The 25762-nt window shown below is 38.4% G+C and carries 22 protein-coding genes and 1 pseudogene; 3 read left to right on the top strand and 20 right to left on the bottom strand.

The features are described from left to right. Positions 1-103: 103 nt before the first annotated feature. The 6 genes from BANA01_RS05595 to BANA01_RS05570 form a co-directional block, all read right to left on the bottom strand. Positions 104-1366: a cytochrome c3 family protein gene (locus tag BANA01_RS05595; protein WP_063252020.1), complete on the bottom strand. Its 1263-nt coding sequence runs from the start codon at positions 1364-1366 to the stop codon at positions 104-106. Positions 1367-1691: 325 nt separating this feature from the next. Continuing rightward, positions 1692-2870 (bottom strand): cytochrome c3 family protein, encoded by a 1179-nt coding sequence (locus BANA01_RS05590; RefSeq protein ID WP_063252019.1) that lies wholly within the window; start codon positions 2868-2870, stop codon positions 1692-1694. A gap of 121 nt (positions 2871-2991) precedes the next feature. Further along, the gene (locus BANA01_RS05585) at positions 2992-3954 is read right to left on the bottom strand and encodes a 6-bladed beta-propeller (RefSeq protein WP_063252018.1); all 963 of its coding nucleotides are present in this window, start codon (positions 3952-3954) and stop codon (positions 2992-2994) included. A 16-nt stretch (positions 3955-3970) separates the two neighbouring features. Further along, a complete protein-coding gene (locus tag BANA01_RS05580) occupies positions 3971-4675 on the bottom strand; it encodes a tetratricopeptide repeat protein (RefSeq protein ID WP_063252017.1) in 705 nt (234 codons plus the stop codon). Positions 4676-4792: 117 nt separating this feature from the next. Beyond that, on the bottom strand, positions 4793-5956 hold the full coding sequence (locus tag BANA01_RS05575; protein ID WP_063252016.1) for a NapC/NirT family cytochrome c: 1164 nt from the start codon (positions 5954-5956) through the stop codon (positions 4793-4795). A gap of 25 nt (positions 5957-5981) precedes the next feature. After that, positions 5982-7379, bottom strand: coding sequence for a cytochrome c3 family protein (locus BANA01_RS05570; protein WP_235847069.1), 1398 nt, complete (start codon positions 7377-7379; stop codon positions 5982-5984). A 500-nt stretch (positions 7380-7879) separates the two neighbouring features. On the opposite strand from BANA01_RS05570, the gene secA reads away from it, so the two are divergent. Continuing rightward, entirely contained in the window at positions 7880-10393 is a 2514-nt protein-coding gene (gene secA / locus BANA01_RS05565; RefSeq protein ID WP_063252014.1) for a preprotein translocase subunit SecA, read from the top strand. A gap of 39 nt (positions 10394-10432) precedes the next feature. Here the strand turns inward: secA and BANA01_RS05560 are convergent, their stop codons facing one another. From BANA01_RS05560 to hpf, 3 genes and pseudogenes are all read right to left on the bottom strand, one after another. After that, positions 10433-10834: a cbb3-type cytochrome c oxidase subunit I gene (locus BANA01_RS05560; RefSeq protein ID WP_063252013.1), complete on the bottom strand. Its 402-nt coding sequence runs from the start codon at positions 10832-10834 to the stop codon at positions 10433-10435. Positions 10835-11246: 412 nt separating this feature from the next. Further along, positions 11247-12076, bottom strand: a pseudogene (locus BANA01_RS05555) (DUF1028 domain-containing protein). A 161-nt stretch (positions 12077-12237) separates the two neighbouring features. Next, positions 12238-12786 carry a ribosome hibernation-promoting factor, HPF/YfiA family gene (gene hpf, locus BANA01_RS05550; RefSeq protein WP_063252012.1) on the bottom strand — a complete coding sequence of 183 codons (549 nt, stop codon included), beginning with the start codon at positions 12784-12786 and terminating at the stop codon, positions 12238-12240. Between the two features lie 252 nt (positions 12787-13038). On the opposite strand from hpf, the gene BANA01_RS05545 reads away from it, so the two are divergent. After that, complete coding sequence (locus BANA01_RS05545; protein ID WP_063252011.1) at positions 13039-13539, top strand: spore coat protein; 501 nt, start codon at positions 13039-13041, stop codon at positions 13537-13539. A 6-nt stretch (positions 13540-13545) separates the two neighbouring features. On the opposite strand, the gene BANA01_RS05540 is transcribed toward BANA01_RS05545, so the two are convergent. The 5 genes from BANA01_RS05540 to BANA01_RS05520 form a co-directional block, all read right to left on the bottom strand. After that, positions 13546-14262, bottom strand: coding sequence for a ComF family protein (locus tag BANA01_RS05540; RefSeq protein WP_063252010.1), 717 nt, complete (start codon positions 14260-14262; stop codon positions 13546-13548). Then, complete coding sequence (locus BANA01_RS05535) at positions 14259-15746, bottom strand: ATP-dependent helicase ComFA (RefSeq protein WP_063252009.1); 1488 nt, start codon at positions 15744-15746, stop codon at positions 14259-14261. Before BANA01_RS05535 ends, BANA01_RS05540 begins: the two co-directional genes overlap by 4 nt. Positions 15747-15898: 152 nt before the next feature. Then, positions 15899-16738, bottom strand: coding sequence for a DegV family protein (locus BANA01_RS05530; protein ID WP_063252008.1), 840 nt, complete (start codon positions 16736-16738; stop codon positions 15899-15901). A gap of 101 nt (positions 16739-16839) precedes the next feature. Further along, the gene (locus BANA01_RS05525; RefSeq protein ID WP_157411733.1) at positions 16840-17520 is read right to left on the bottom strand and encodes a response regulator; all 681 of its coding nucleotides are present in this window, start codon (positions 17518-17520) and stop codon (positions 16840-16842) included. 46 nt (positions 17521-17566) lie between these two features. Further along, positions 17567-18712 carry a sensor histidine kinase gene (locus BANA01_RS05520; RefSeq protein ID WP_063252006.1) on the bottom strand — a complete coding sequence of 382 codons (1146 nt, stop codon included), beginning with the start codon at positions 18710-18712 and terminating at the stop codon, positions 17567-17569. Between the two features lie 262 nt (positions 18713-18974). Here BANA01_RS05520 and BANA01_RS05515 point away from each other — a divergent pair, with 262 nt between their 5' ends. Then, on the top strand, positions 18975-19610 hold the full coding sequence (locus BANA01_RS05515; RefSeq protein ID WP_063252005.1) for a YigZ family protein: 636 nt from the start codon (positions 18975-18977) through the stop codon (positions 19608-19610). Between the two features lie 58 nt (positions 19611-19668). Here BANA01_RS05515 and BANA01_RS05510 read toward each other — a convergent pair whose 3' ends face one another. From BANA01_RS05510 to rfbC, 6 genes are all read right to left on the bottom strand, one after another. Then, complete coding sequence (locus BANA01_RS05510) at positions 19669-20733, bottom strand: glycosyltransferase family 4 protein (RefSeq protein WP_063252004.1); 1065 nt, start codon at positions 20731-20733, stop codon at positions 19669-19671. Between the two features lie 172 nt (positions 20734-20905). Next, a complete protein-coding gene (locus BANA01_RS05505) occupies positions 20906-21736 on the bottom strand; it encodes an N-acetylmuramoyl-L-alanine amidase (RefSeq protein WP_052106319.1) in 831 nt (276 codons plus the stop codon). Between the two features lie 110 nt (positions 21737-21846). After that, positions 21847-22920 (bottom strand): glycosyltransferase family 4 protein, encoded by a 1074-nt coding sequence (locus BANA01_RS05500; protein WP_063252003.1) that lies wholly within the window; start codon positions 22918-22920, stop codon positions 21847-21849. A gap of 378 nt (positions 22921-23298) precedes the next feature. Then, positions 23299-24144 (bottom strand): dTDP-4-dehydrorhamnose reductase, encoded by an 846-nt coding sequence (rfbD, locus tag BANA01_RS05495; protein WP_034674038.1) that lies wholly within the window; start codon positions 24142-24144, stop codon positions 23299-23301. Then, positions 24144-25166 carry a dTDP-glucose 4,6-dehydratase gene (gene rfbB / locus BANA01_RS05490; protein ID WP_034674041.1) on the bottom strand — a complete coding sequence of 341 codons (1023 nt, stop codon included), beginning with the start codon at positions 25164-25166 and terminating at the stop codon, positions 24144-24146. The genes rfbD and rfbB overlap by 1 nt, the downstream gene beginning before the upstream one ends. A gap of 15 nt (positions 25167-25181) precedes the next feature. Next, positions 25182-25742 carry a dTDP-4-dehydrorhamnose 3,5-epimerase gene (gene rfbC, locus BANA01_RS05485; RefSeq protein WP_034674043.1) on the bottom strand — a complete coding sequence of 187 codons (561 nt, stop codon included), beginning with the start codon at positions 25740-25742 and terminating at the stop codon, positions 25182-25184. Positions 25743-25762: the final 20 nt, after the last annotated feature.

The following is a 25762-nucleotide window of genomic DNA, read 5'->3' as shown; positions in this document are numbered from 1 at the left end:
GGTTCCAAAAACAATGATTTAGTATTTTTCGAATCCGTTTATAACTAATCAAAACAAGGTAACAACAACAACTAAGTTGTTACCTTGTCTTTTTGATCAGTTCTTAGTTACCATATTTGGCATCATAAGCTTCAATTATGTGTTGAAGTTCCTCAGCAAATGCAGGATCGTAAGTTGCAGTTCTCCAGTTAGTCGTTCCATCCCATCCAGGTTGTGAACCATCTGGTGCAGTATATTTGTAAAGTGGAGTATCAGGTGCACCAGCTGCATTTTTGCCAGCTGCATCTGGTCCGCCTAAGCTTTCACCATCACCTGCGTGACATGAGAAACATACAGACATATTAGTAAATTTCTTGAGGGCAGTTCCTTTTACACTTACATCCTTGATGTAGCTTTCGGCTTTATCAGCAGCGATAACTCCATCTGCAACTAACTCAGCAGCTGTTCTTCCTGATGAGTCCATCAAAGTCGTGTTATCAGTTCCGTGGGCGTAGTGACAAGAAGCACAGTTTCTACCGCCTTTATGGCTGTTTGTAGTATGAGTGTAAACTCCTTCTTCTTTACCGCCATTGTCAAGATTTGGCTTCTTAGCTGTTCTTGATGCTAAATAATTGTCATGACATACTGAACAGAAATTACTGTAGTTCATTCTGTCTCTAGCTCCATCTGGACCCATGGATGTTGTAATTTTCAATCCAGAAAGACCTGTTGCATTGTTTATTTCTGCAAAAGCTGGATCTTCTTTTAATACAAGCTTAATGGCTTGTTGTCCCGTAGGAATCACAGTTGATTTAGTAAAGCTCGGTCCATGAGATGATCCCATTTTACCTGTAACATCGTAAGCATAAGATTTACCCATTACAGTTTCATTCAATAAACGGTCATTTGCTGAACCGTGTGGGTTATGACAGCTTGAACACTCTAATTCAGCAGTAGAAGTATTAACGGCAGCACCAGGTGCACTTCCAATTGCCAAGTTAGAATTCACATTGTGCATAGTGGCATCTTCATGTGAAGTATTAAATACTCCAGCACCGCTGGCTTCTTTAACGTTATAGAAACCCATTGTTCCGTCATGGCAGGACATACAGAGTTCGTATTCTCCAGCTTTCATTAACAACATTTCGTCTTCCCCGTTGTGCGTACTATGACAGTTAGCACAAGAGTTAGTGTTATTTTGGAAATTACCGTGGGTCTTGTGTGTATTTTGGTTACCAAAGTTATCAATATCCCCAACATTTATACCAGGTGCTGGGTTAGTTGATGTAGGTGTAAATGGCGGTTCTTCTGCAGCTGCAAAAGTAGCAAACATACCTACTAAAACAAGCAGTAACAAAGCAGAAAAGCTAATTTTTAACTTGCTCATTTCTAAAAACCTCCCAAATTTCTTCTCTCTCTTTTTCTTTTTTTATCTGACTGAGAAACTACTATAAATATATTTCTTTTAGTCACCACCTCCTTAAAGGAAAAATCAAATCATATAATGATTTACACTAGCGGTTCAAAAAAGACTATATAATCAAAAATCAACCATTGGGAGGTAAAACTGGTTGGTTTTTGTCCTATTCAAATTTAAATAATTAATGATAGTATTTAAAGCTATCACCTGTTCAATTACTGCTTAGAAAAAGATAGCAAACAATTGTTGCTACCTTAATCTAAGAGATTAATTAAAAATTCAGCTGTTAGGATTATTTAATAAATTGTCTTCCAAGCATTTGGTTTGACCCATTTAAGAATTGTGGATCGATTTGGCCTTTTGCAATGTTAGGTCCGTGACAAGCAAAACAAACTGCCATGTTTGTAAATTTCTTTAATGATGAGCCTTTTTCACTTATGTCTGTCATGTATTTTTCAGCTTTTTCTTGAGTTGGGAATAAAGCATTGCCTTCAGCATCTTTTAGCTGTAGTAAATCAGTAACAGTTCTTCCAGCTGCATCCCTCATAGTAGTCGCATCGGTACCGTGCGCATAGTGACATGCTGCGCAACTTCTACCTTGGCTAGCACTATTGGTTGTGTGTGTATACGTATCATGTGTGTGGGTTGCTGTAATTGGTGAACCTGTGCTTGGTTTACCAGGGATAGGATTAGTAGATGAACCAACATTTCTCTTTGCAAAATAATCATCATGACAAGCGCCACAAAATTGAGAATAGTAAATTTTATCGTTTACAGTATTGTAGCCAGCTAATCCCTTTGGACCATTGGATTTTGTAATTTTCAATCCGCCAGTACCTGTTAGTGCGTTAATTTCAACAAAAGCAGGATCATCCGTTAATTCAAGAGTAATAGTCTTTGTTCCTGTTGGGACAGGAGTAGGTACTCCTCCTACTGAAGAAGTAGCAAAAACTTTACCGGCAACAGTTTCATTTAATAAGCGGTCATTAGCAGAACCGTGTGGGTTATGACAGCTTGAACATTCTAATTCAGCAGTGTCGCCTGACTTACTTGCAAATTTACCAGGAGCACTTCCAACTGTTAAATCTGAATCAACATTGTGCATAGAAGAACTTAAGTGAGAATCATCAAAAGTTCCTGCACCACTTGGAGCAGTTACATCATAAAAGCCCATTGTTCCATCATGGCAAGACATACAAAGTTCGTATTCTCCATCTTTCATTAACAACATTTCATCTTCCCCGTTGTGCGTACTATGACAGTTTGCACAAGAGTTAGTATTGTTTTGGAAATTACCATGTGTTCTATGTGTACTTTGTTTACCGAAGTTATCAATATCGCCAACATGAATGCCAGGTCCTGGGTTAGTAGAAGTAGGAGGCACTCCATCTTCCGCAAACGCCACCGCACTGAACATGCTTAACAAAAGAAGCATAAAAAGCGCTGAAAATCCTAATTTCACCTTGCTCATTTCTTAAAACCTCCCTAGTTTCTCTTTCTCTTTTACTCTCTCTTTATACTTTTTAGTTTTACTTGGTGCTGAAAGGTGAATACTTTCTTCCTGGTATCACCTCCTTTAAAAGGTAGGAGATTTAATAGAAAACTGATACTCTTTGATTAATTGTATCTGTCACGAATAATGTATCTCTATCGTCAATAAACAGACCATTCGGAAGGTAAAGTTTGTCATTTTCAGTTCCCATTCCACCTAATTCAAATAATGGTTTTCCATCCTTGTCAAAAGCTGAAATATTATGTGCAAGATTATTTACTACATAAACATTTCCCTTTGAATCGACAGCGACTCCTCTTGGATTTAAGAAGGTAGACGCGCCTTTTCCATCTTCTGATCCATTTATAATTTTGATGAACTTTCCATCTTTATCAAAAATTTCAACTCTATTATTCCCTGAATCTGTAACATAAATTTGATCATCATCATCTACCGTCACTGCATTTGGTGCAATAAATTTTCCTTCGTCAGCACCAGGACCGCCAATTTCCATTACTTTCTTTCCATCTAGATTAAAGACATATACTTTATTTGCTTTGATATCAGTAACATATAGCTTATTTTTGAATATGCGTAACCCTCCAGGTGATTTGAGGGCTTTTTCCTTATCATCAAAATATTTAATAAACTTGCCTTTTGAATCAAATATAGAAATATTTGCATTGTATAGGTCGGCTACATAAATATTTCCTTCCTTATCCCCTGCAATTCCATATGGAAATTTAAATTCTCCTTCTTTTGTACCTTCTTTTCCAAATTTCAAAACAGGTGTACCGGATTGGTCAAATACCTGCACCTGCTTATTACTTGTGTCACTAACATAAATTAATTCATCAATTTTGGTAACATCCATTGGTTTAGAAAGAGGTTGGTTGAAATCCCCATATAAAGCATTGGTAAAAACCGGCGTTCCGCCTTGGTCCACTTTTGCAACTATTGGTTTTATTTTTGATTCTAAGTTAAAGAAATAGATTGCTGCAAAAAAGGCAACGGAAAGTGCCACAATACTACTCATTAATAAATAAACATTTCTCTTTTTCAAGTGTGGTCAACTCCTTCTATTTGTTGTCTTTGCCAGCAATTCTCTCTAATGCTTCAGAAGCAGGTTTATATAGTGGATCATAGCTTAAAGACTCTTTGAAAAATTTTTCAGCCTCTTTATAATTGCCTTGATCTTCTTCTACTCTGCCAATTTCCGTGATAACATCAGTGTTTGTTTTATTTAACGTAAGAGCTTCTCTAAGCGACTCTGTCGCTTCTTTATACATATCTAATTCACGATAAACCATACCCAGCAATAAATGTGCTTTGAAATTCTTTGGTCCTAATTCGACTGCTTTTTGTGCCTGCTTTAGGGCATCGTTGAATCTTTCTTCATCGATATATACAAGTCCTAGGTTAAAATAGGCACCAAAATATTTCTTATCGAGATCCGTAGCTATTTTCATTTGTTTAATAGCTTCTTCGTTATCACCTGTTACAAAATAGGTGTAACCTAAATTTACTCGGTGCTCTGGATTATTAGGTTCTGCGTCTACTAAATTTTTATAGTAATCTAGTTGTTCCTCAATTCTCTCTTGGTCTTTACTAGACCATAAATATTGATCACTTATATAATAGCCTCCGCCTACACATACGATTAAAGTAGAAGCAATGAGGATAAAAGCTTGTAATTTTGTAAAATACTTATTCTTTTGCTTTAACTTTTCCGTTCTTTCGCTCTTTTCTGGTTCTGGATTGATTGGCAGCTCTTTAGCCTCCATATATATCCACCTCGTATTTCTTAGTTTTTTCTGCTTTGCCTTTGATAAATTAGATGGAAATTCGAAAATCATAAAGCACCATATCAAAGGAAAATATTATTTGGATAGATAATTTAGTTACTCCTTATGACATGTTGTGCAGCTTTTTTGGGCATGACACTTGTAGCATGTCTCAGAAGGTCTCTTAACACCCTCCAACGAAATAGGATGGTTCACCTTCCAATTTTGTTTTTGACTATGTTTGCTAGGATGACATGATGAGCATTTGACTTGATTTTCACCAGGTGTGCTTGACTTTTTCACATCATGGCACGCTTTACATGATTCTTGATTCTTGTTTGCAACAGACCCGTGTTCACCAAAAAAGTTGCTATCATGGCTTGTTGGTCGTTTATTATGGCAATCCTGGCAAAAGGTATTATCTCTTGCATAATCATAATGGTTCTTTTGAGCTCCTAGTGGTTGTTTTTCATTAAGGAAACTGGTAACAACAGAAACCTCATCATAACCTTCTACTTTTTTTGTAGACATGTCTTTATGACACAGGTGACATTTTTCTAAATCTTCTGCTGCTTGCTTTCCATGTGTGGCTGTTTTAAAATCTGCTTTTTCATGACTCTTTGGTACCATTCCAGTTGAATGGCAGGCAGAGCATTCTGTTGTTACTTTACGAGCTTTATGACAGTCAATACATGTGTCCATATCCGGACTGGTGAATTTCAAATCAGACATTGCTAGTGCACCTGTTTTACTGTCCCATTTTGCATAATCGGTTTGGTAAGTCATTTTTCGGTCTGCTATTTCTCCATGCGCTACCCCGTTATGACATTGAATACACTCAATTTCTTTGTTTTTATGTTTGTCATGGGGAATAATAATATCTCCCGAAACAGTAAATTCTCGCTGAAGAACATTGTGACACTTTTCACATGCGCTATCTGGTATTTCTTTTGGCATTCGAATTGGGGCTGCACTTTCGTTATAATTTTTCTTAACAGCCTTTACGATTAAATCGGCTTTATCCTTTGCTGTCTGCTTAATCCCTGGTTCATTATGACAATTAACACAATCTATTTCACTATGCGAAGAAGCCTTCCACGTATAGTATTCAGGTTTCATCTCATGACATGATGAACAGAATGTTGAACTAGATGTTGCTTCTAGCCCAAACGCTCCAAGAGCAAAAAAAAGGGCTAGAAACAACACTGTTAGAGTCATAATCTTATATAATCTTATCCGTGAACGGGGAGGGGCCGACAGCTGTTCTTTTTCTTCATTCATAAAAGCGTCCCTCCAGAATATTATTCTAGTTTTTCACATCATCTTTAAAGCCAGTTCTATGGCAATATTGACAATAAACATCTGTTGGTGCTTTTACATCTTTGGAGCCAGCTTTTGGTTCTTCACGGTCGTGACAGACAAAGCATTCTGCTTTTTGATCTGCTGTTACCGCTCTGCTAGCATGAGAAGTCAAATATTGATCACTTTCTCCATGGCTTTCAGGACGTTCTGTATGACACGCACTACAGAACTTATTAATTCTAGCTTGTTCTCTTACAACTGTAATATTCGGTTGATATTTATGGTCTTTCTGTCCTTCCTCAGCCTCTGCCATTTTTAATAGTGAGACAAGGTCTTCTTTCGGTATATCTCTAAACCATTTTGAATCCTGATGACAGTCCACGCATTGATCAAGTTGATTTAATGCAGTGCCGCCGTGATTTTGGTTCCAATCAGTAACTTTGTGATTTTCCGGAATTTTTACTTGCTCATGGCAAGTTTCACATGCCATTGAAATCTTAACGTCCTTTTGTTGTTTCCCTAGTGCTTCTAAAATAATTTTTTGTGTTTTTTCGTCATGCTTCGCAACTGCTTCTTTTGCTTCTTCTTCAGTATTAACCTCATGTTTTACTGCATTTGATGTTTCCTTAGCTGCTTCTTCAAGATGCTCCGGATTTGGCGGTACAAGATACGCTACATCTTTCCAAGGCTTTTCACCGTTGTTTACTTTATCGTGACAATCAATACATGTTCCCATATTAGGAGCCAAGTATTTCTTTTCCATCATTTGCTGTGCAACTTCTTCTGTCCAGTGGCCGCGAACTTCCTCAGTGTTGATACCACGAGCAGCAATTTTTGCGTGTGCTATACCTGCGTGACAGCTGATACAAGGGACGCCTTCTTCAATATGTCCTTTATGATTTACAATTAGATCACCTGAAGCTGATACAAGTCGATTCTTAGAGTGACATTGAAGACAGTTTTCATCAGACACTGCCTCATGCTCGGTTTGAACGATTTGTTCAGGTATACCCATTACGTGATGATAGACTTCTTTTAATGAAATGACTTTGTGTGTCATCATGTTTACGAATCCAGGTTTTATGTGACACTGTACACAGGAGATCTCACTATGTGAGCTTGCTGTAAATGTAGTATATTCTGGAGCCATTTCATGACAGCTAGAACAGAATGATGGAGAGTTGGTGAATGATATAACTCCGTATCCTCCCCCAAAAATGACAACAGACCCTATTAGGGCGACGAATAATGCTTTCCATCTTGTAACTGGATCTTTCCAGTCTATGTTTCTTAATTTCTGCCAAAGTCTACGAAAAAGTCCAGGCTTCTTTTTACTCTCTCTAGATTCGGGTTTCTCTTTATCTTTCTTCCCCCAAAAAGCCACTTGACTCACCCTTCCCATTTTTAATTTTTATCTCTCTATATTTATCTAAGTTTAACCTCTCTATTGGTAGTATCTAACATTGTAAAAGTATTTTCCAATGTACAATTTGTGAATAATTTTTCACACTATCACCATGTGACTTTTTTACTAATAACAACATATAAACGTTGATAAGTTAGGTTTTATTTAACATTACAATCAAGTTGTAAACCTCCGCTTCGTTTTATATTTACTCAAAAACATGTATATTAATTCATCATTTACTCTCCTTCATCCAGAAACTCGAATTGAATTTGCATACAAAAATTTGACAAAATTGAAATAAGCAATTTTTAATTAAACGGTGGACCTCAAAGATTCACTTTTGTAAATATGGCTAAAACGGTAACAATGTTGTCACTCTATTATGGAAGTGGTAAGATATAAAGGATATTTAACGATACTTTTGATAGGATTATTGGGAATATAAAGCGAATTTATTAAATATGAAAATCAGACATAAAGGAGCGTTTCATCATATGATGGGGATTTTAAATAAAGTATTTGACCTTAATAAACGCGAGCTGAAAAGACTGGACAAAATGGCAAACCAAATTGATGCACTTGCCCAAGAAACAGAAAGATTAAGTGATGACCAGCTCCGTGAAAAAACAGAAGAGTTTAAGCTTCGCTATCAAAAAGGTGAAACACTTGACGATCTGCTAGTAGAAGCCTTTGCAGTGGTTCGTGAAGGAGCACGCAGGGTACTTGGATTATATCCATACCGTGTCCAATTAATGGGGGGAATTTCTCTCCATGAAGGAAATATTTCTGAGATGAAGACCGGGGAAGGTAAAACCTTAACTGCTACCATGCCTGTTTACTTAAATGCTATCTCTGGAAAAGGTGTTCATGTTATTACCGTCAACGAATACTTGGCTAGCCGTGACGCGAATGAAATGGGACAATTATATCAATTTCTGGGACTAACAGTTGGATTAAATTTAAACAGCATGTCGAAGGAAGAAAAACAAGAAGCATATGCCTGTGATATTACCTACGGTACAAACAATGAGTTTGGCTTCGATTATTTACGGGATAACATGGTCCTTTATAAGGAACAAAAAGTACAGCGTCCTCTGTTCTATGCAGTCATTGACGAAGTTGACTCGATCTTAATTGATGAAGCACGTACACCGTTAATTATCTCCGGTTCTGCTCAAAAGTCAGCTGTACTCTATATTCAAGCAAATGCATTTGTTCGAACACTGACAAAAGATCAAGATTTTACCTATGACGAAAAAACAAAAGGCGTCATGCTTACGGAAGATGGTATCAACAAAGCAGAGCGGGCTTTCGGGATAGAAAATCTATTTGATATTTCACATGTAACCTTAAACCATCATATCAACCAAGCTTTGAAGGCAAATGTCAGCATGCATTTAGATGTTGATTATGTTGTTCAAGATGGTGAAATTGTCATCGTTGACCAGTTTACGGGACGCTTAATGAAAGGCCGTCGCTATAGTGAAGGTTTGCATCAGGCCATTGAAGCAAAAGAAGGGCTGGAAGTTCAAAACGAAAGTATGACCATGGCGACGATTACCTTCCAAAACTACTTCCGTATGTATGAAAAGCTAGCTGGTATGACTGGTACAGCGAAAACGGAAGAGGAAGAATTCCGTAATATTTATAATATGAACGTTGTTGTGATTCCTACCAATAGACCTATTGCCCGTGATGACCGCCCAGACTTAATTTATGCTTCCATGGACGGCAAGTTCCGTGCCGTTGTTGAGGATATCGCTGAGCGCAATAAAAAGGGACAGCCAGTACTTGTGGGTACAGTGGCCATTGAAACATCTGAGCTTATTTCTAAATATTTATTAAAAAAAGGAATCAAACATAATGTCTTAAACGCGAAAAACCATGAGCGTGAAGCGGAAATTATTGCTGAAGCCGGTCATAAAGGTTCTGTTACAATTGCAACAAACATGGCTGGACGTGGTACAGATATCAAACTTGGAGAAGGTGTTATTGAGTTAGGAGGTCTTGCGGTAATCGGTACTGAGCGTCATGAAAGCCGAAGGATCGATAACCAGCTTCGTGGACGTTCCGGTCGTCAAGGAGACCCTGGGGTAACTCAGTTCTACTTATCAATGGAAGATGAACTAATGCGCCGCTTCGGTTCTGACAACATGAAAGCCATGATGGAGCGCCTTGGAATGGATGATACACAGCCTATTCAAAGTAAAATGGTTTCAAGAGCAGTTGAATCTGCACAAAAACGTGTAGAGGGCAATAACTTCGACGCTCGTAAACAGCTTTTACAATATGATGACGTTCTTCGCCAACAGCGTGAAATTATCTATACACAGCGTGACGAAGTTTTAGAATCTGAAAACCTGCGTGAAATTGTTGAAAAAATGATTCTCTCAACCATCCAGCGAAATGTTGAAGCACATGCGAATAAGCATGAGGATGAAGAAGAATGGAACCTTCAGGGGATTATCGATTACGTAAATGCTAACCTGCTTCATGAGGGTGACATTACTGTCGAACAATTAAAAGGTAAAGATCCAAAGGAAATGGCCGAAGCGATTTTCGCAAAGGTGAAAGAACGTTACGACGAAAAAGAACAAATCCTTTCACCAGAGCAAATGCGCGAATTTGAAAAAGTTGTTACTCTTCGTGCTGTTGATAGCAAGTGGATTGACCATATCGACCAAATGGATCAGCTTCGCCAAGGTATACACCTTCGTGCTTACGGACAAATCGACCCTCTTCGTGAATACCAGCATGAAGGCTTTGCAATGTTTGAGGCAATGGTTCTCTCTATTGAAGAAGAGGCTTCAATGTATATTATGAAGGCAGAAATTCGCAACAACCTTGAGCGTCAAGAGGTTGCAAAAGGACAGGCTGTGAATCCGAAAGAAGACGGAGAAGCTGTTAAAAAGAAACCAAAAGTAAACCAATTGGACATCGGCCGCAATGATCCATGCTACTGCGGCAGCGGAAAGAAATATAAAAACTGCCATGGTGCAGGCAAATAAAAACAATCGAGGGACAGCAATTTGCTGTCCCTCTTTCATTTATAGAGATACGTTTTTATCAGAATCGTAATTTGAGTCTTTTCCAACATATTTAAATACATTGACCATAAATAAGATAACGCCAATTACCACTGCCAATGAACCAATGATGGTTGGTAAAAGAGCTGCGGAAACACCTAATATTTGGAGCGCAATCCCTCCTAGCATTACAGGAACCCCAATATTGTGTAACCAGAATTGTGTTTTAGCAAGCTTTGAATTTGCAGCATTTGGATAAAAGTGATAAATAATTCCGAACAATGCCATGGTTACCCAGCCCAGTAAATTAACATGTGCGTGAACAGATGTGAATCGAAAATCATGAATAATTCCCATAATAAGACCGGCCAGCACCCCAATGGTAAAATAAACACTTGCCACTTTTAAATAAGTTTTCCCCACTTTGTACCTACCCCCTTAGATTTAAATCCACAACTATTATACTATATTTCAATAAATTAACAATATTACCATTATATAAATAGTATTATTGAAATAAAGGCTCTGTGAAAATTAAATGTTTATTTTGTGTGTGTGGAAAATAAGCGGAGAATTTCCGTTTAAATTGGGAAATAGCGCTATTACCTTAAAAATAAGCGAAGTTACTCCGCTTATTGTATCCAATTCCTTGATTTTGACTTATTTAAAGCAGTTAACCGGAATATCTCCGCTTATATCTGCCTCTTTGCTTCCTTTATATATAATAGCCGGAATTTCTCCGCCTATTAATTCTCACCCCTTCACGAAAATCACTAATAAATAAAAACAGAGCCAAAATAAAACCTCCTAAAGTGAATTAGGAGGAGAAAAAGCTTTATGATTTTTTCATAAACTCAAGAACTTCTAAATCAATGAACCCTGAACTCTGTTCTCTCATTTCAAAGTTTTCGGTATGAATATAGGCTGTTAGGGCTTTGAAAATCTCCTCATCGCTTGGTGATTCATTGTTTAAATAGGACAACCCATTCAAATGATGAATTAACTCATTTTTAATTTCTCCTTCAATTGCTGTGATTCGCTCAGGCTTTGATGGTGCAAAATACAATTGCTGAAGCTGATAAATTCGTATTAATTCTTTAATTGGGTCTGGATGATCATCCACCCTTAAATCAATATAACGGTCATTAAAGCCTCCGTAACCGCCTTTATCTTTCACAATATACAGTGCAGCAGACTGTTTTCCTCTGCTGTCGCCTCCAGCTTCCTGCCCAGCATCTAATGCAGCCAGGAGTCTTTCTGCAAGTGGTCCATTGGTTTCAGTGAATACTTGTCCCATGGCTTGTACGGTTTCTTCATCTACTAAAATATTCCCTTGGGCTGCAAAGTGGGTGCCTGTCATCCCTCCTGCCCAATCGTAACACTCTTTTCCTGTAAATGTCGCTGGGTTTCCAGAAGCGTCAATCAGCCCAACCTGACGCATTTCTTTTTCTGGGTCATCAGCTAACAGCAGTTCGAGCGTTTCTTGGGCTGTTTTCCCCTGCTCCATTAATTCAAGGGCTTTTTGTTGGCATAAGATTGAGTTGCTACTGCCCCTGCACTCGCCCTTGCCCAAGGCACCACTACACCTACACCTAAAAATTTAGATTGAACGGCGATTCCCCATTCTTTTTCGATTGGATCAAAGCCTACGATTGAAAACGTCATTAGTAAAGCCTCCTGTAATAAGCAAAATTTTTTTATAGTCCAGCATAGTAATGTGCTAATTCCGTCATGATACTCTATATTCTAATTATATAAAATATTAGAATAATAGGACATCAAAAAAACGCAGCTCCAATTGCTCGGAACTGCGCCTATCGATCTAATTAGTGTGTTTCAATTAAGCCGTAACGGCCATCTTTACGCTTATAAACTACGTTTGTACGGTTTGTCTCAGAATTGTTGAATACATAGAAGCTGTGTCCTAATAGATTCATTTGAAGAATCGCTTCTTCACTATCCATTGGTTTTAAATCAAAGCGCTTAGTACGGACAAGCTCTAAGTCTTCTTCATCGTGATCTACAACTTCAGTATTTTCAGAAGTTGCAAACGTAATCGGGAAATCACCTTTTTCACGGAATTTACGATTTACCTTTGTTTTATGCTTGCGAATTTGTCGCTCAAGCTTATCTGAGATTAGGTCAATACCTGCATACATATCTACATTTGTTTCTTCTGCTCGAAGAACTAAATTTGGAAGCGGGATGGTAACCTCTACTTTTGATGTTTTATCTTGATTGAATCGTAAATTCACATTTACCTTTGCTTCAGGTGCCTCTGTGAAATATCGTTCCAATTTGGAAATCTTCTTTTCAACGTAATCTCTAATTGCTGGAGTTACCTCAATGTTTTCACCACGAACGTTATAATTCATTTGTGGATTCCTCCTTTATATTCCTATGTATTACATTTCTATTTTACCCTTTGATTATCCTGCTAAATCAGAATTAAAATTTTGTCGAAATTTTGACAAAAACACTGGGAAAATAGTGACAACCAATCTACAACAGATATATACCCTTTTTTAGAGATCCTACACCTTTAGTCTATTATGATCAGGGACAATTTACCACTTTTATGACTTAGGAATAATGTAGTGAGATGTAAAACGACTGGAGGAGTATGTATGGAACAACAAGATAGAAAGACCCTCGCATGGCATGAAACATTAGAACTTCACGAACTGGTAGCATTTCAATCTGTGGGCTTAATGAAGTTAAAATTATCGTATCGAAAGGTTCCAGACCAAGAATTAAAAGAAATCTATAATAAATGCATTCACGAGCTTGAACATAACATTAATGAACTTTTAAAGTTTTATCCTTCCGCTCAAGGTTACCCAGGCAGGGATGAAGACGATGACTATCGTGAGGATGTAGGTTTTTATGCAGGTGACCTTTTAGGTCTATCCAAAGCCTTAGTCCGAAACTTGTCAGTTGCCATTACCGAAACAGCGACACCTGCTTTAAGAAATGTGTTAACAAAACAATTAAACGCTGGCATTAAAGGTCATGAACGGATTTTTAATTATATGTACAAAAATAGACTTTATCCGTCTTATGATTTAGGCCGTTTACTTGGGAATGATATGGAAAATGCTCAAAAAGCCTTAAGGATGAAGTATTAATAATGGTCATCGTGCGAGCGTTAAGGATTGAACCCTTTTCGCTCCCGATTCTTTTAACAGTTTTGCAGCATGCCTGAGCGTTGAACCGGTAGTATAAATATCATCTACGAGCAGAATATGTTTTCCTATTAATTCAATTTGTTCCACAACTTCAAAAACCTGTGGAATATGAATCCGTTCTGACCGTGATTTTTTGGATTGTTTTTCTGAATGGATTCGGGTTAGAGATATGTTTGGGGTTAAACCTGACTCAATCAACAGTGCTGCTGCTTGATTAAATCCCCGCTCATAAAGCCGCTCATTACTTAATGGGATAGGTACGACTAAGTCCGGCTGTATCTTTGTATAGTAATCCTTTATTTTTTCAGCGAAAATTAACGCCAATACATAATCACCGCGAAATTTAAAGGCAGCCATCACTTCCTTAAAGAAATCGTTATATAGATAGATGGAGTGATTGGAATCAAGATATCCCTTCCAATCATCATCCTCCTCCCAGCGTTTACAGTCATGACATATTTCACCATGACGAAACCTTTCATCCAGAAATTGAAACGGACGGCTGCAAAGCTTGCATTGTTCTCCTTCAATCATTTCAAATTTCCTTTCACAAGTAGAACATAAAATTAGTTCTTTTTCTACCGAAAAAATAGCCTTCCATCCCATTTCAGGCTGAATCATTTCATGGCAAATTAGACATTGAGCTTGAGGGAATAGTTTCATTCGTCTATTAGCCCCTTTCTCACTCCTTCTTGATTCATTGTATGAATTTGTCTTCTCGCTTTTAGCATTGCCTCCGTTTTACCATAATGAAAGAATGTTACGACTCCATTGGGGAAATCCTTACTCCTCCCTGCCCTTCCAGCAATTTGAACAAGTGCGCTTTCAGTAAAAATGTCATCTTCCGCACCGACAACAGCCACATCAATGTTGGGAAATGTTACACCCCGTTCTAAAATCGTTGTTGTTAGTAATAAAGGAATCTTTTTGTTTCTCATTTTTTGAACTTTATCTTTACGGTCGGAATCCTCAGCGTGAACGGCTTCAATCTCGGGGACTAATGTTCGAAGGATGGGGAGGGCTTTTTCCATTAAGGCAATGTGTGGGAAAAACAGTAAAGCTTGCTTTTTATTCTCTAGCCGATCCTTTATCCAAGTGAGAATAATGGCAGGCAGCTTCTCTTTTTTCAATTGCTTTTGCCAATTGCCGCACCACTTAAAACCTGGCATAGGAAGTGGATGACGGTGGAATCTTGCTGGGATGGTCGTAAAAGCTCTTCTTCCCGTTCGGCACTCCCTTTGCCATTTTTCATTGGGTGTAGCCGTTAGGTAAATCATGGCTGATTCTAGCTTTCTTGCTTGTATAGCAGCATACTGGAGAGATTCCTCAGCTGTATAAGGGAAGGCATCTACCTCATCCAATATAATCGTATCGAAAGCGTGGTAAAACCGCATCAGCTGATGTGTAGTGGCGATCGTAAGCGGGGCATACAGGTGGCGGTCCTCACTTCCGCCATATAACGAAGCAACACTAATTCCAGGAAAGGCTGCTTTCAGCCGCGGTGTAAGCTCTAGGACTACATCTGTCCTTGGCGTTGCAATACAGACTCTCTTTTTGGCTGCAAGGGCAGATTCAATTCCAGCAAAAAGAACCTCGGTTTTTCCAGCTCCACAAACCGCCCATACGAGGAGCTCAGACATGTTCTGCACTGTCTCTACTACTCTATTCGAGGCGGTTTGCTGCCCCAACGATAACTGCCCTTTCCACTCAAGAATTGTTTCAGGCAAATGGTGCTCTGGAGCGGGGCCGTTCCAGCCAAGTAAAGGAGTACAAGCACTGATTCTTCCCATCATCAGGCATTTACGGCAGTATACGCATAACTCTCCGCATCTGGCACATGGAAAATGCGCAAACCAATTCTCTTCCTTGTTGCCGCACCGAGAACAACTTGGTTGATTTCTTTTATATTTAATGCCGCTTCGATAAGTAATATAGCCATTTTCATAATGCTCTTGGATTTCTTTAATAGAGTATGGCAGGTCTTCCAGCAAAAGCTGTTTACCTGTAAGAAGCTTCTGGAGATTAGGGTTGTAGGCATAATCAGGGTTTAATGCCGGCTGTGGAATGGTTCGGATTTGGGAGATGGGAAGTGAGTTTTTATTATCTTTAAGGGGAGTTATACAATTGTCTCTTATAAGAAAACGCACGAAAGCAGCACCCTTTCTTTTGTATTAAAATTTGCTATTAAAAAAATTCAACAAGAGCTTTCAAAATACCTGCCTTTTTTCAAATAATATCACTATTAAAAATAGCTCATACACAATTGATAAGCCAGGCTTCAGCCCGGCTTCAACATACATTATTTTCTCATCCAACCTAGACCCATGGCACCTTCTCCTAGATGTGTTCCGATCACTGGGCCAAAGTAGCTTATCGTGAATTCAACGTTTGGATACATGGTTTCAAGCTCTGACTTCCAGTCTAGTGCTTCTTCTTCACGGTTAGCATGGATCACCGCAGCTTGATAGGGCTCGCCGCCTGCAGCGTCTTCTCCCAACAGGTCAACAATTCGCTTCATTGCCTTTTTTCGGGTACGGATTTTCTCATATGGGACAATCACCTTGTTCTCAAAATGAAGAAGAGGCTTCACTTGAAGCAGACTTCCAATAATCGCCTGCGCGCTGGAAAGACGTCCGCCACGCTGTAAGTGGGACAAGTCATCTGCCATAAAATAGGCACGTGCGGTTTTTTTCAATTCCATTAAACGGGACATAATATTAGCTGCGTCCACACCATTTAAAGCCATTTTTGCAGCTTCAATTGCATATAATCCCTGTGGCATACAGCTTATCTCCGAATCAAACGGATAGACCTTAATATGTTCCACCATTGTACTTGCCGTGACAGCCCCAGCAAAAGTTCCGCTGATCCCACTGGAAAGGTGGATGCTGATGACAGCATCATAATCTTTAGATAATTGTTCAAACAGCTCGACAAACTGTCCGATTGGAGGCTGTGAGGTGGTTGGAAGTTCCTTCTCCTTTACCTGTTGATAGAACTGTCCTGCCGTAATATCCACTTCTTCCTGATACGCCTCATTGCTGAAAATAACATTTAACGGAATCATGTGAATATTCCATTTATCTCTTAATTCTTTGGGTATGTAAGCAGTACTATCCGTAACAACTGCTGTTTTCATATTGGAATCATCCTTAAATATATGTTTTGTTCTATTCTATCTAAAAATCAATGAAAAACATAGAGGGCACGCCCAATTTGAGTGCGTGCCCCCTAAATAAATTATCGAACTTCAACCCAGCCGTTTTTAATGGCTACTACAACTGCTTGCGTACGGTCGTTGACGTTCATTTTTTGTAAAATATTACTCACATGATTTTTTACCGTTTTTTCACTGATAAATAATGCTTCCCCAATTCCGCGGTTACTCTTACCATCAGCCAGCATTTGTAGTACTTCGCATTCGCGGCGCGTTAACAGGTGCAGCGGACGTCTTAATTCAAGCGTTTGAACAAAAGCACCACCGCCAGTACGTCCCGCAGTCAACTTACGGTATTCGTTTACTAAATTATGAGTTACCTTTGGATGTAAGTAGCAGCCGCCTTCAGCCACAACCTTGACCGCCTCAATAAGAGCGTCTGCGTCCATTTCCTTAAGCAAATAGCCTCTAGCTCCAGTTTGCAGCGCATGTGTCACATAGTTCTCATCGTCATGAATGGATAAGATGATAATCTTGGTGTCTGGGAATTTTTCAGATAGCTCACGTGTAGCTTCGATTCCATTCATGTTAGGCATATTTATATCCATTATCACTACATCAGGATTATAGGCATTAACAATCGTCACCGCGTCACTTCCGTCATCACCTTCGGCAACAACCTGGAATGCTTTTTCAAACTCTAGAATTCGTTTAACTCCTTCTCTGAATAGCTGATGGTCATCGATAATCGCAATCTTCGTCATCATTTATTTCCCCTCCTGCTCCAATGTAAATGCATTTTATTTTCGTTTATGATGGTAATGGCACGACAATAAAAACAGCCGTTCCTTTTCCTATTTTAGATTCAAACGTTATATTTCCTTCAAGAAGCTCTACTCGTTCTCTCATTCCAATGATTCCAAATGACTCAGGCTTTTTTTGACTGGTATCAAATCCAGAGCCATTATCCTTAATTAGAACGGTTAATTCATTTCTGGTCATTTCCAGTCTTACTTTTATTTCACAAGCATCGGCATGCTTTAATGCATTTTGCACCGATTCTTGAATCAATCGGAATAGACCGACTTCATACTTGGTTGGAAGTCTGCGTTCTATACCAATCGGAATAAACTCAATTTTAGACTTGTTATGATACTCTTCGATGGTTTGTAAATATTTTCTGAGGGTTGGCACTAGGCCTAAATCATCAAGGGCCATCGGACGAAGGTCATAAATAATTCTTCGGACCTCATAGAGTGCAGCACGAACCATTTTTTTAAAGCTTCCAATCTCTTTAAAAGCTTCCTCTGGCCCTTGCTCCCGGTAAACACGATCCACTAAATCAGATCTCATTATAACATTTGCAAGCATTTGCGCAGGACCATCGTGGATATCTCTAGACAGTCGTTTTCTCTCTTCTTCTTGGGCCTCAATAATCTTCAAGCCAAAATCCTGCTTGGCTTTTGCATTCTGTAATTCTTCACCCATAAGTTTTAAGTCGCTCATGAGGTAATTCATGACCACCGATATTTGCGAAATAAGCTGGTCGGCACGATCAATCGTTTCGTCCAATCCGAGCAGCCTGCGTTCGAGGTCCGCTCGTTTATCCAATAGTTGTTTTTTATACTGCCAATTGATAGACAAATCCATTTGTAGCTGATGTGCTTTCTCGTAAGCTTCCCTCACCTCAGCTTCGGTGTATGCTTTAAAATTCATACTAAGCTCTGATAAGGTTAATCTCGCCTTTAGTACCAGTTCTTCTAGACGATCCTCTTCAGCATTCAATTTCACCATCATTTCTTGAATGGTGCGTAATTCAGTTGTCATATTTTCGTAGTCTTTTCGGCATTGCTCACTTATTTGAAAGATATCACTTTTACTGCTCGTGACCGTTTCAATCATCTCTTCACGGATTTCATCAATCGATTTCACATTAATCTTCTGAATTTTCGCCATGCTCTCCTCCAGAGACCTTTTTTCTAGTTTAACGCTAATTGTAAGATTTTACTATCTCTAAGCATTAAACCAAAAAATTTCCCAACTGTGTATAGTTCCTAAGTAGTATAATGGTTACTAGCAAAACTACTATTTTAAGAAAATTGATTTTCACTATTTGAACATTATATATTATAACACGGGAAAATTATTTCTATATTAAAGTTATATTACACCCGTGTTTTTTTTATTATATTGTAACAGAATATTGGGGGGAGAAACCATGCTATCTCGGTATCTAACAGTTAGGAAAGAAGTTTCCGAACATGAAATAGTTATTCAAAAATCACGTTTTATTGCCCATATTAAGAGAGTGGAAAATGAAGGGGAAGCGCAAGAATTTATCCAAATCCTAAAGAAAAAATACTGGGACGCCAATCATAATTGTTCAGCTTATTTGGTAGGTGAAAATGACCAAATTCAAAAAGCGAATGATGACGGTGAACCCAGCGGCACTGCTGGCGTTCCGATTCTTGAAGTGCTGAAAAAAAAGAAACTGAAAGATACGGTGGTCGTAATTACCCGTTACTTTGGGGGGATTAAATTAGGTGCCGGCGGATTGATTCGCGCCTATGGAAAGGCTACTTCGGAGGGTTTAGAAGCAGCAGGTATTGTTGAAAGAAGACTTGTTCAAATTGTTCATGTAAAAATTGATTATACTTGGCTTGGGAAAGTTGAAAAAGAACTCCGGGAGTCAGAATATATCATAAAGGAAATTCATTATCTTGATATTGTTGAAGTTGAAGTATACGTAAATGATGACCAAGTAAGTACGTTTTTTGAATGGTTAACGGAACTTACAAACGGACAGGCCGGTCTTACAAAAGGCGAAACAGATTATTTGGAAGTTTTACTTTAGAAAAAAGTGACTGACTCAAATGCCACAGATTGTGCCATTTTGAGTCAGTCACTTTTTTTTAGGATCGGTCTTTTACCGTCGTAATACCAAACATACGTAAAATCTTTAGTAATGGATGAAAGTTGTTCCCCATTAAACCAATCTTCTCGGCAATAAACTCCATTAATAAAATAATCAGGCAGATTAAGAAAATGGAGACGCCGATTCTCGCTTGTGAATAAATAACAGCAACTAGTCCAAAAAAGGCTGCCATCGCATAAATTAATAACACGGTTTGCCTGTGAGAGTAACCCAGTCTTAATAGACAATGGTGCAAATGTGATTTATCAGGAGCAGATAACGGCTGTTTATTTATTATCCTTCGCATGATGGCAAAAAAAGTATCTGATATAGGAACACCAAGTATAATTACCGGAATGATAAAGGAAATAAACGTTACGTTTTTGTATCCTAACAAGGAGAGAACTGAAATGATAAATCCTAAAAACAATGCACCTGTATCACCCATAAAAATACTTGCAGGATGGAAGTTATAGAAGAGGAAGCCTAATGTGCCCATTAAGACAATCGTACCGACTGCAACTACATACAAATTCCCTTGGATAAGTGCCATCCATGAAATTGTCACCAAGGCAATACAGGATACGCCAGCTGCTAGTCCATCTAAGCCATCAATTAAGTTAATAGCATTTGTAATTCCAACAATCCAAAGAATGGTAAAGGGAATACTTAAGTAACCAAGCTCCAACTGTCCTCCAAACGGAAGATTGACGAAAAAAACCTGCAGGTCACCTAAGAAAACGACCGTAAAAGCCGCTGCTAATTGACCAATTAACTTATACTTTGCTGAAAGCTCCAGTAAATCATCAAGAATTCCTGTAATAACAATAATCGTACTACCAATTAAAATGGATATGGAAGCTGGGTTTATGGGTTTAAAAATCATGATCCCCACAATAAAACTAATAAAAATGGCTAAACCGCCTAGCCTCGGCATGGTGGACTGATGAACCTTTCGCTGATTTGGCTTGTCCGTAGCTCCTATAAACAAAGCTAACTTTTTTATAAGTGGAGTAATAAGAATGGATATGACAAAACATACTATCAAGGTAAAAAAAAACATTGCGAACCTCCTCGATAGTATCATATCCATAAAAGTAATTTCGAAAACGGGGATTGTAAAGTAAAATATAGGAAAAATATTTTAAAATAATCAAAAAAAAAGTCTAAAACTATGTTTAGACTCCGTGTTTACTTATGAACTTTTTATTCTAATAGATCGATTACATTCTAACTTATCTTCTCCACTCAGCCGCTTGTTCTCGGGTCAGTATCCTCATATTGCTATCAAATTTTGATATTGAGACAGTGGCTTCTTGATAATTTGCCATACCTGTATCAAATGGACCGACTAAAAAAATAATTGAACCATCTGTTCCCCGCTTTGTATCATAATTATGTCCGGTCTTCAATAGATAATTGTGCATTTCTAACAAGGCTGGACCTGCATAACCACCAGTATCTATATAACGAATTACGTTTGTCAGCTGGTTTACCACTTGATTCTTCCTCTTTAAATTAAATTTTGTCACAATCGCGTCTGCAATAGCCCGGCCGACTGTAGCACGGTATTCATTTGTTTTCATTAACGCTAATTCTTCAGGATTTGTCATAAACCCGCCCTCAATTAGCAGGCTATCCGCATTTGTTGTTCGTAAAATTTGAAAATCCGCTTCCTTCAGACCACGGTTTCTCCGATTAGTTCGGTTAATCACATAATTATGAATATGCAACGCTATTTCACGATTTAGTGATGAAGCGGACGGATGAACGAATGTCTCAATTCCGTTGGCCGATGGTGTGGCTGCATTGCCATGTACGGAAATATGGAGGTGTGAACCCCATTGATTTACCCGATTTGCCCGCTCAGACAACGGTACATCTACTCTACCGGAAGGGTCGTCAACACGTAATTGTTCGACATTTTCGTAATGTGATAGAGCTTCCATGGCATAGTCAACTACACCATCGTTAAAGTCCCATTCATACATGGAGTTGTCAAGCGCACGTTTACCTGGTGTAACACCGAAGCCAGCATGTCCTGCATCCCAAGAAATTTTTAACATTACTTATCCTCTCCTTTAGTTATAATAAATGAGAAAATGTTAATCTTGGTGCAGGTCTGCAAGAGAAAAAGAAAAAGCCTAAAACAATGTTTTAGACTTATTTATACGAATTATCTATTTTTCACATTAATTGGTCTGAGACCTTTGATAAACTTTAACAGCGGTTTATAATCTTCACGAACAAGCCCTATACTCTCAACAACCAATTCTATAGTAATTAATAACGCCAGTATCACAATGATAGAACCCCAAACGGTTGATTGTGAAAAGATAAACGCAGCTAAACCAAACAGCGCAGCCATCGCATAAATTAATAAAACCGTTTGACGATGTGTAAATCCTATTTTCAACAAGCAGTGATGAAGATGTGATTTATCTGGTGCCGATAATGGCTGTTTGTTAACAAGACGGCGAATAATCGCAAAGAATGTATCAGAAATTGGAACGCCAAGAATAATAACAGGAATAATCAATGAAATAAATGTAATATTCTTATAACCAAGCAAGGAAAGTACAGCAATCATATATCCTAAGAACAGAGCACCAGTATCTCCCATAAAAATCTTTGCAGGGTGAAAGTTGTAAAAAAGGAATCCAATCGTACTAGCTGCCACTATAAGAGCCATAATGGTAACATATTGGTTACCCATTATCATGGACATTCCTGCGATAGAAAATAATCCAATCGTCGAAACTCCGCCTGCTAAACCATCTAAACCGTCAATAAGATTAATTGCATTTGTAATTCCAATAATCCAAATCATAGTGATTGGTATACTTAAATAACCAAAATCAATAATACCGCCAAATGGCAGGTTGATAAATTCCACCTTCAAACCGCCATAGATTACAACAACTGCAGCAGCAGCTACTTGGCCAAGCAGTTTTATTTTTGGAGAAATTTCCTTCACATCGTCTACCATACCAGTTAGGATAATAATGAAACTTCCGATAATAATGGACCAATGAAATTCTCCATACATTAAATAATTGGGTTTACTAATGAGTGTTCCAATAATAAAGCTAAGAAATATCGCTAATCCTCCAAGTCGAGGCATAATACGTGAGTGGACTTTCCTTTGATTTGGTTTATCCGTTGCTCCTATTTTAAATGCTAATTTCTTTACTAGCGGTGTAAGTAGAATGGACGCAAAAAAACAGGTAGCTAGAGTAATATAAAGCATATGCCCCTCCATGTTATACGTATCTATATTTTTATTACTTTAATAGTTTAATTAATCTCACCGATTTACGTATCCTAATGGATTATAGCATAGTCCATTATAGAAATAAACTAGGTTATATGACAATTTACCGCACTTTAATAAGATTGAAAGATAAATGAAAATAGAATAATACTTGTGTAATAGGAATGAAATTGAATTCTTTGTTTAGTAATACCATTCACGTTTAGACAAAATGCTACATTAAATTTATTCTCTTCCAATATTATAGACGGTTAAAGTTTTATTAAGGTTACATAAATGTATATTTCCACAAAGTATTTTTTCAAAACATAAAAACCCCTTTCTTTATGAAAGGGGCTTAGTAACCTGAAAAGTTTATGCGTTTGACTCTTCTAAATAAGCAGCGAGGGCTTCTTTCCAATCCCGTAGAGGGTTAAGACCCTCCTGGTCAATCCTTCGCTTGCTTAACACTGAATATTTAGGTCTTGCCGCAGGACGAGGGAATTGATCACTTGTTAACGGATTGACCTTTACATTCAAGTCCGCCTGATTAAATATTTCTACCGCAAACTCATACCAGGAACAAATACCGCTGTTCGTTGCATGGTACACTCCATATTTATCTGTTTCCATTAATTCAACCATAAACTGTGCAAGGTCGACTGTATAGGTAGGTGAACCAACCTGATCATGTACCACACCGACTTCTCCACGTTCTTTGCCAAGACGGAGCATTGTTTTAACAAAGTTATTTCCATGGATACCAAACACCCAAGCAGTACGAACAATAAAAAACTCATTCAAGTGCTTTTGTAAAAGCTGTTCACCAGCCAGCTTGGTTCGTCCATAAGCACCTAGGGGCTTCGTTGGCTCATCCACCTCGTAGGGTTCATTTGCACTGCCATCAAAAACATAATCCGTGCTCACATAGAGCATTTTCGCTCCATTAAGCTTGGCTGCCTTTGCCAAATATTCCGTACCAGCAGCATTGACTGCGTAAGCTGCATCTTCATTTTCTTCTGCAGCGTCTACATTTGTGTAGGCTGCACAGTGAAGAATGACATCAGGCTTTACCTCACTAATATAAGCCATAACGTCCTCTTCAATCGTAATATCTAATTGCTGACGATCTAATCCATAGGCTTGGTGGTTCTTCCTATTCAACTCTAAAAGAACATCCTTGCCCAGCTGACCCGCAGCACCTGTTACAACAACCCTCATTATTCTACCCCTAATCTGTCGCCATACTGAGATTTCACATAATCTTGGTATTCACCAGAGATGATGTTTTCCCACCACTCACGATTATTCAGATACCAATTAATTGTTTGTTCAATACCTGTATCGAAGTTATATTTTGGTGACCAGCCTAGCTCTGTACGAAGCTTCGTTGCATCAATCGCGTAACGACGGTCATGACCAGGTCGGTCTGTAACGAACTTCATTAGAGACTCTGGCTTGTTTAAATGCTTAAGAATAGTTTTTACGATTTCAATGTTTGTACGTTCATTATTGCCGCCGACATTGTACACTTCACCATTACGTCCTTTGTGTAGAACAAGATCAATTGCTTGGCAGTGGTCTTCAACATGAAGCCAATCACGAATGTTCAACCCATCTCCATAAATCGGCAGTTCCTTATCGTGTAAAGCATTGATGATCATTAATGGAATAAGCTTCTCAGGGAAGTGGAAAGGACCATAGTTATTTGAGCAGCGTGTAATATTCACAGGAAGACCAAACGTTTCATGATACGCACGAACAAGTAAGTCCGCACCAGCTTTACTTGCACTATATGGGCTGTTTGCTGCTAATGGAGTCTCTTCAGTGAAATAACCTGTTTCACCTAAAGTTCCATAAACTTCATCTGTTGAAACTTGAAGATATTTTGTAACACCAAATGTTTTAGCCGCATCCAAGAGTGCCAATGTTCCTTGGATATTTGTCTGAACAAAGATTCCAGGATCCGTAATGCTGCGGTCAACGTGGGATTCTGCTGCAAAATTCAACACATAGTTGAACTTCTCTTCTTGAAAAAGGCCATTAATAAATTCACGGTCAGCAATGTCACCACGAACAAATTTATAATTAGCTGCATTTTCAATATCTTTAAGGTTTTCAAGATTCCCTGCATATGTTAACAAATCAAGATTAACGATTTTGTATTCAGGATATTTATTTACCATATAACGGACAAAGTTGCTGCCAATAAAGCCAGCTCCGCCTGTAACTAATAACTTCATATTTGCTTTTGCCTCCTATTTCTCGTACACAAAATTTAAATGAGTAGCTTCACGTAACGTTGGGTGCTTCGTATCTTTATCAGAAAGAATCGGATTAGCTGCCGGCCAATCAATACCTAATTCTGGGTCATTCCAAAGAATACCGCCATCGTGCTCAGGAGAATAATATTCGTCTACCTTGTAAGCGACCGTAGTATCTGGAACAAGTGTACAAAAGCCGTGAGCAAATCCCTTTGGAACGACAAGCTGACGCTTATTATACTCGCTTAAAATGACTCCCACCCATTGTCCATATGTAGGAGAACCTTGACGGATATCAACCGCAACATCATAGATGGCTCCCGTCACGCAGCGTACCACCTTTGTTTGCGCCTTAGGATTTAATTGAAAATGAAGGCCTCTAAGCGTTCCAACAGCCGCAGATAACGATTGATTATCTTGAACAAAATCATAGTGTAAGCCTAATGATTCAAATAACTCTTTATTATAACTTTCCATGAAGTACCCGCGGTGGTCCCCAAAAACTTTGGGTTCTAAAATTTTTAAATCAGGTATTTTTGTATCAATAATATTCATGTTCGTACCTCGCTTATCGA

Origin of the sequence: Neobacillus niacini NBRC 15566, assembly GCF_001591505.1 — a bacterium.
GTDB classification, from domain to species: domain Bacteria; phylum Bacillota; class Bacilli; order Bacillales; family Cytobacillaceae; genus Neobacillus; species Neobacillus niacini.
Note: the sequence above shows the minus strand (reverse complement) of the source record. Positions and strands in the feature narration are given on the sequence as shown.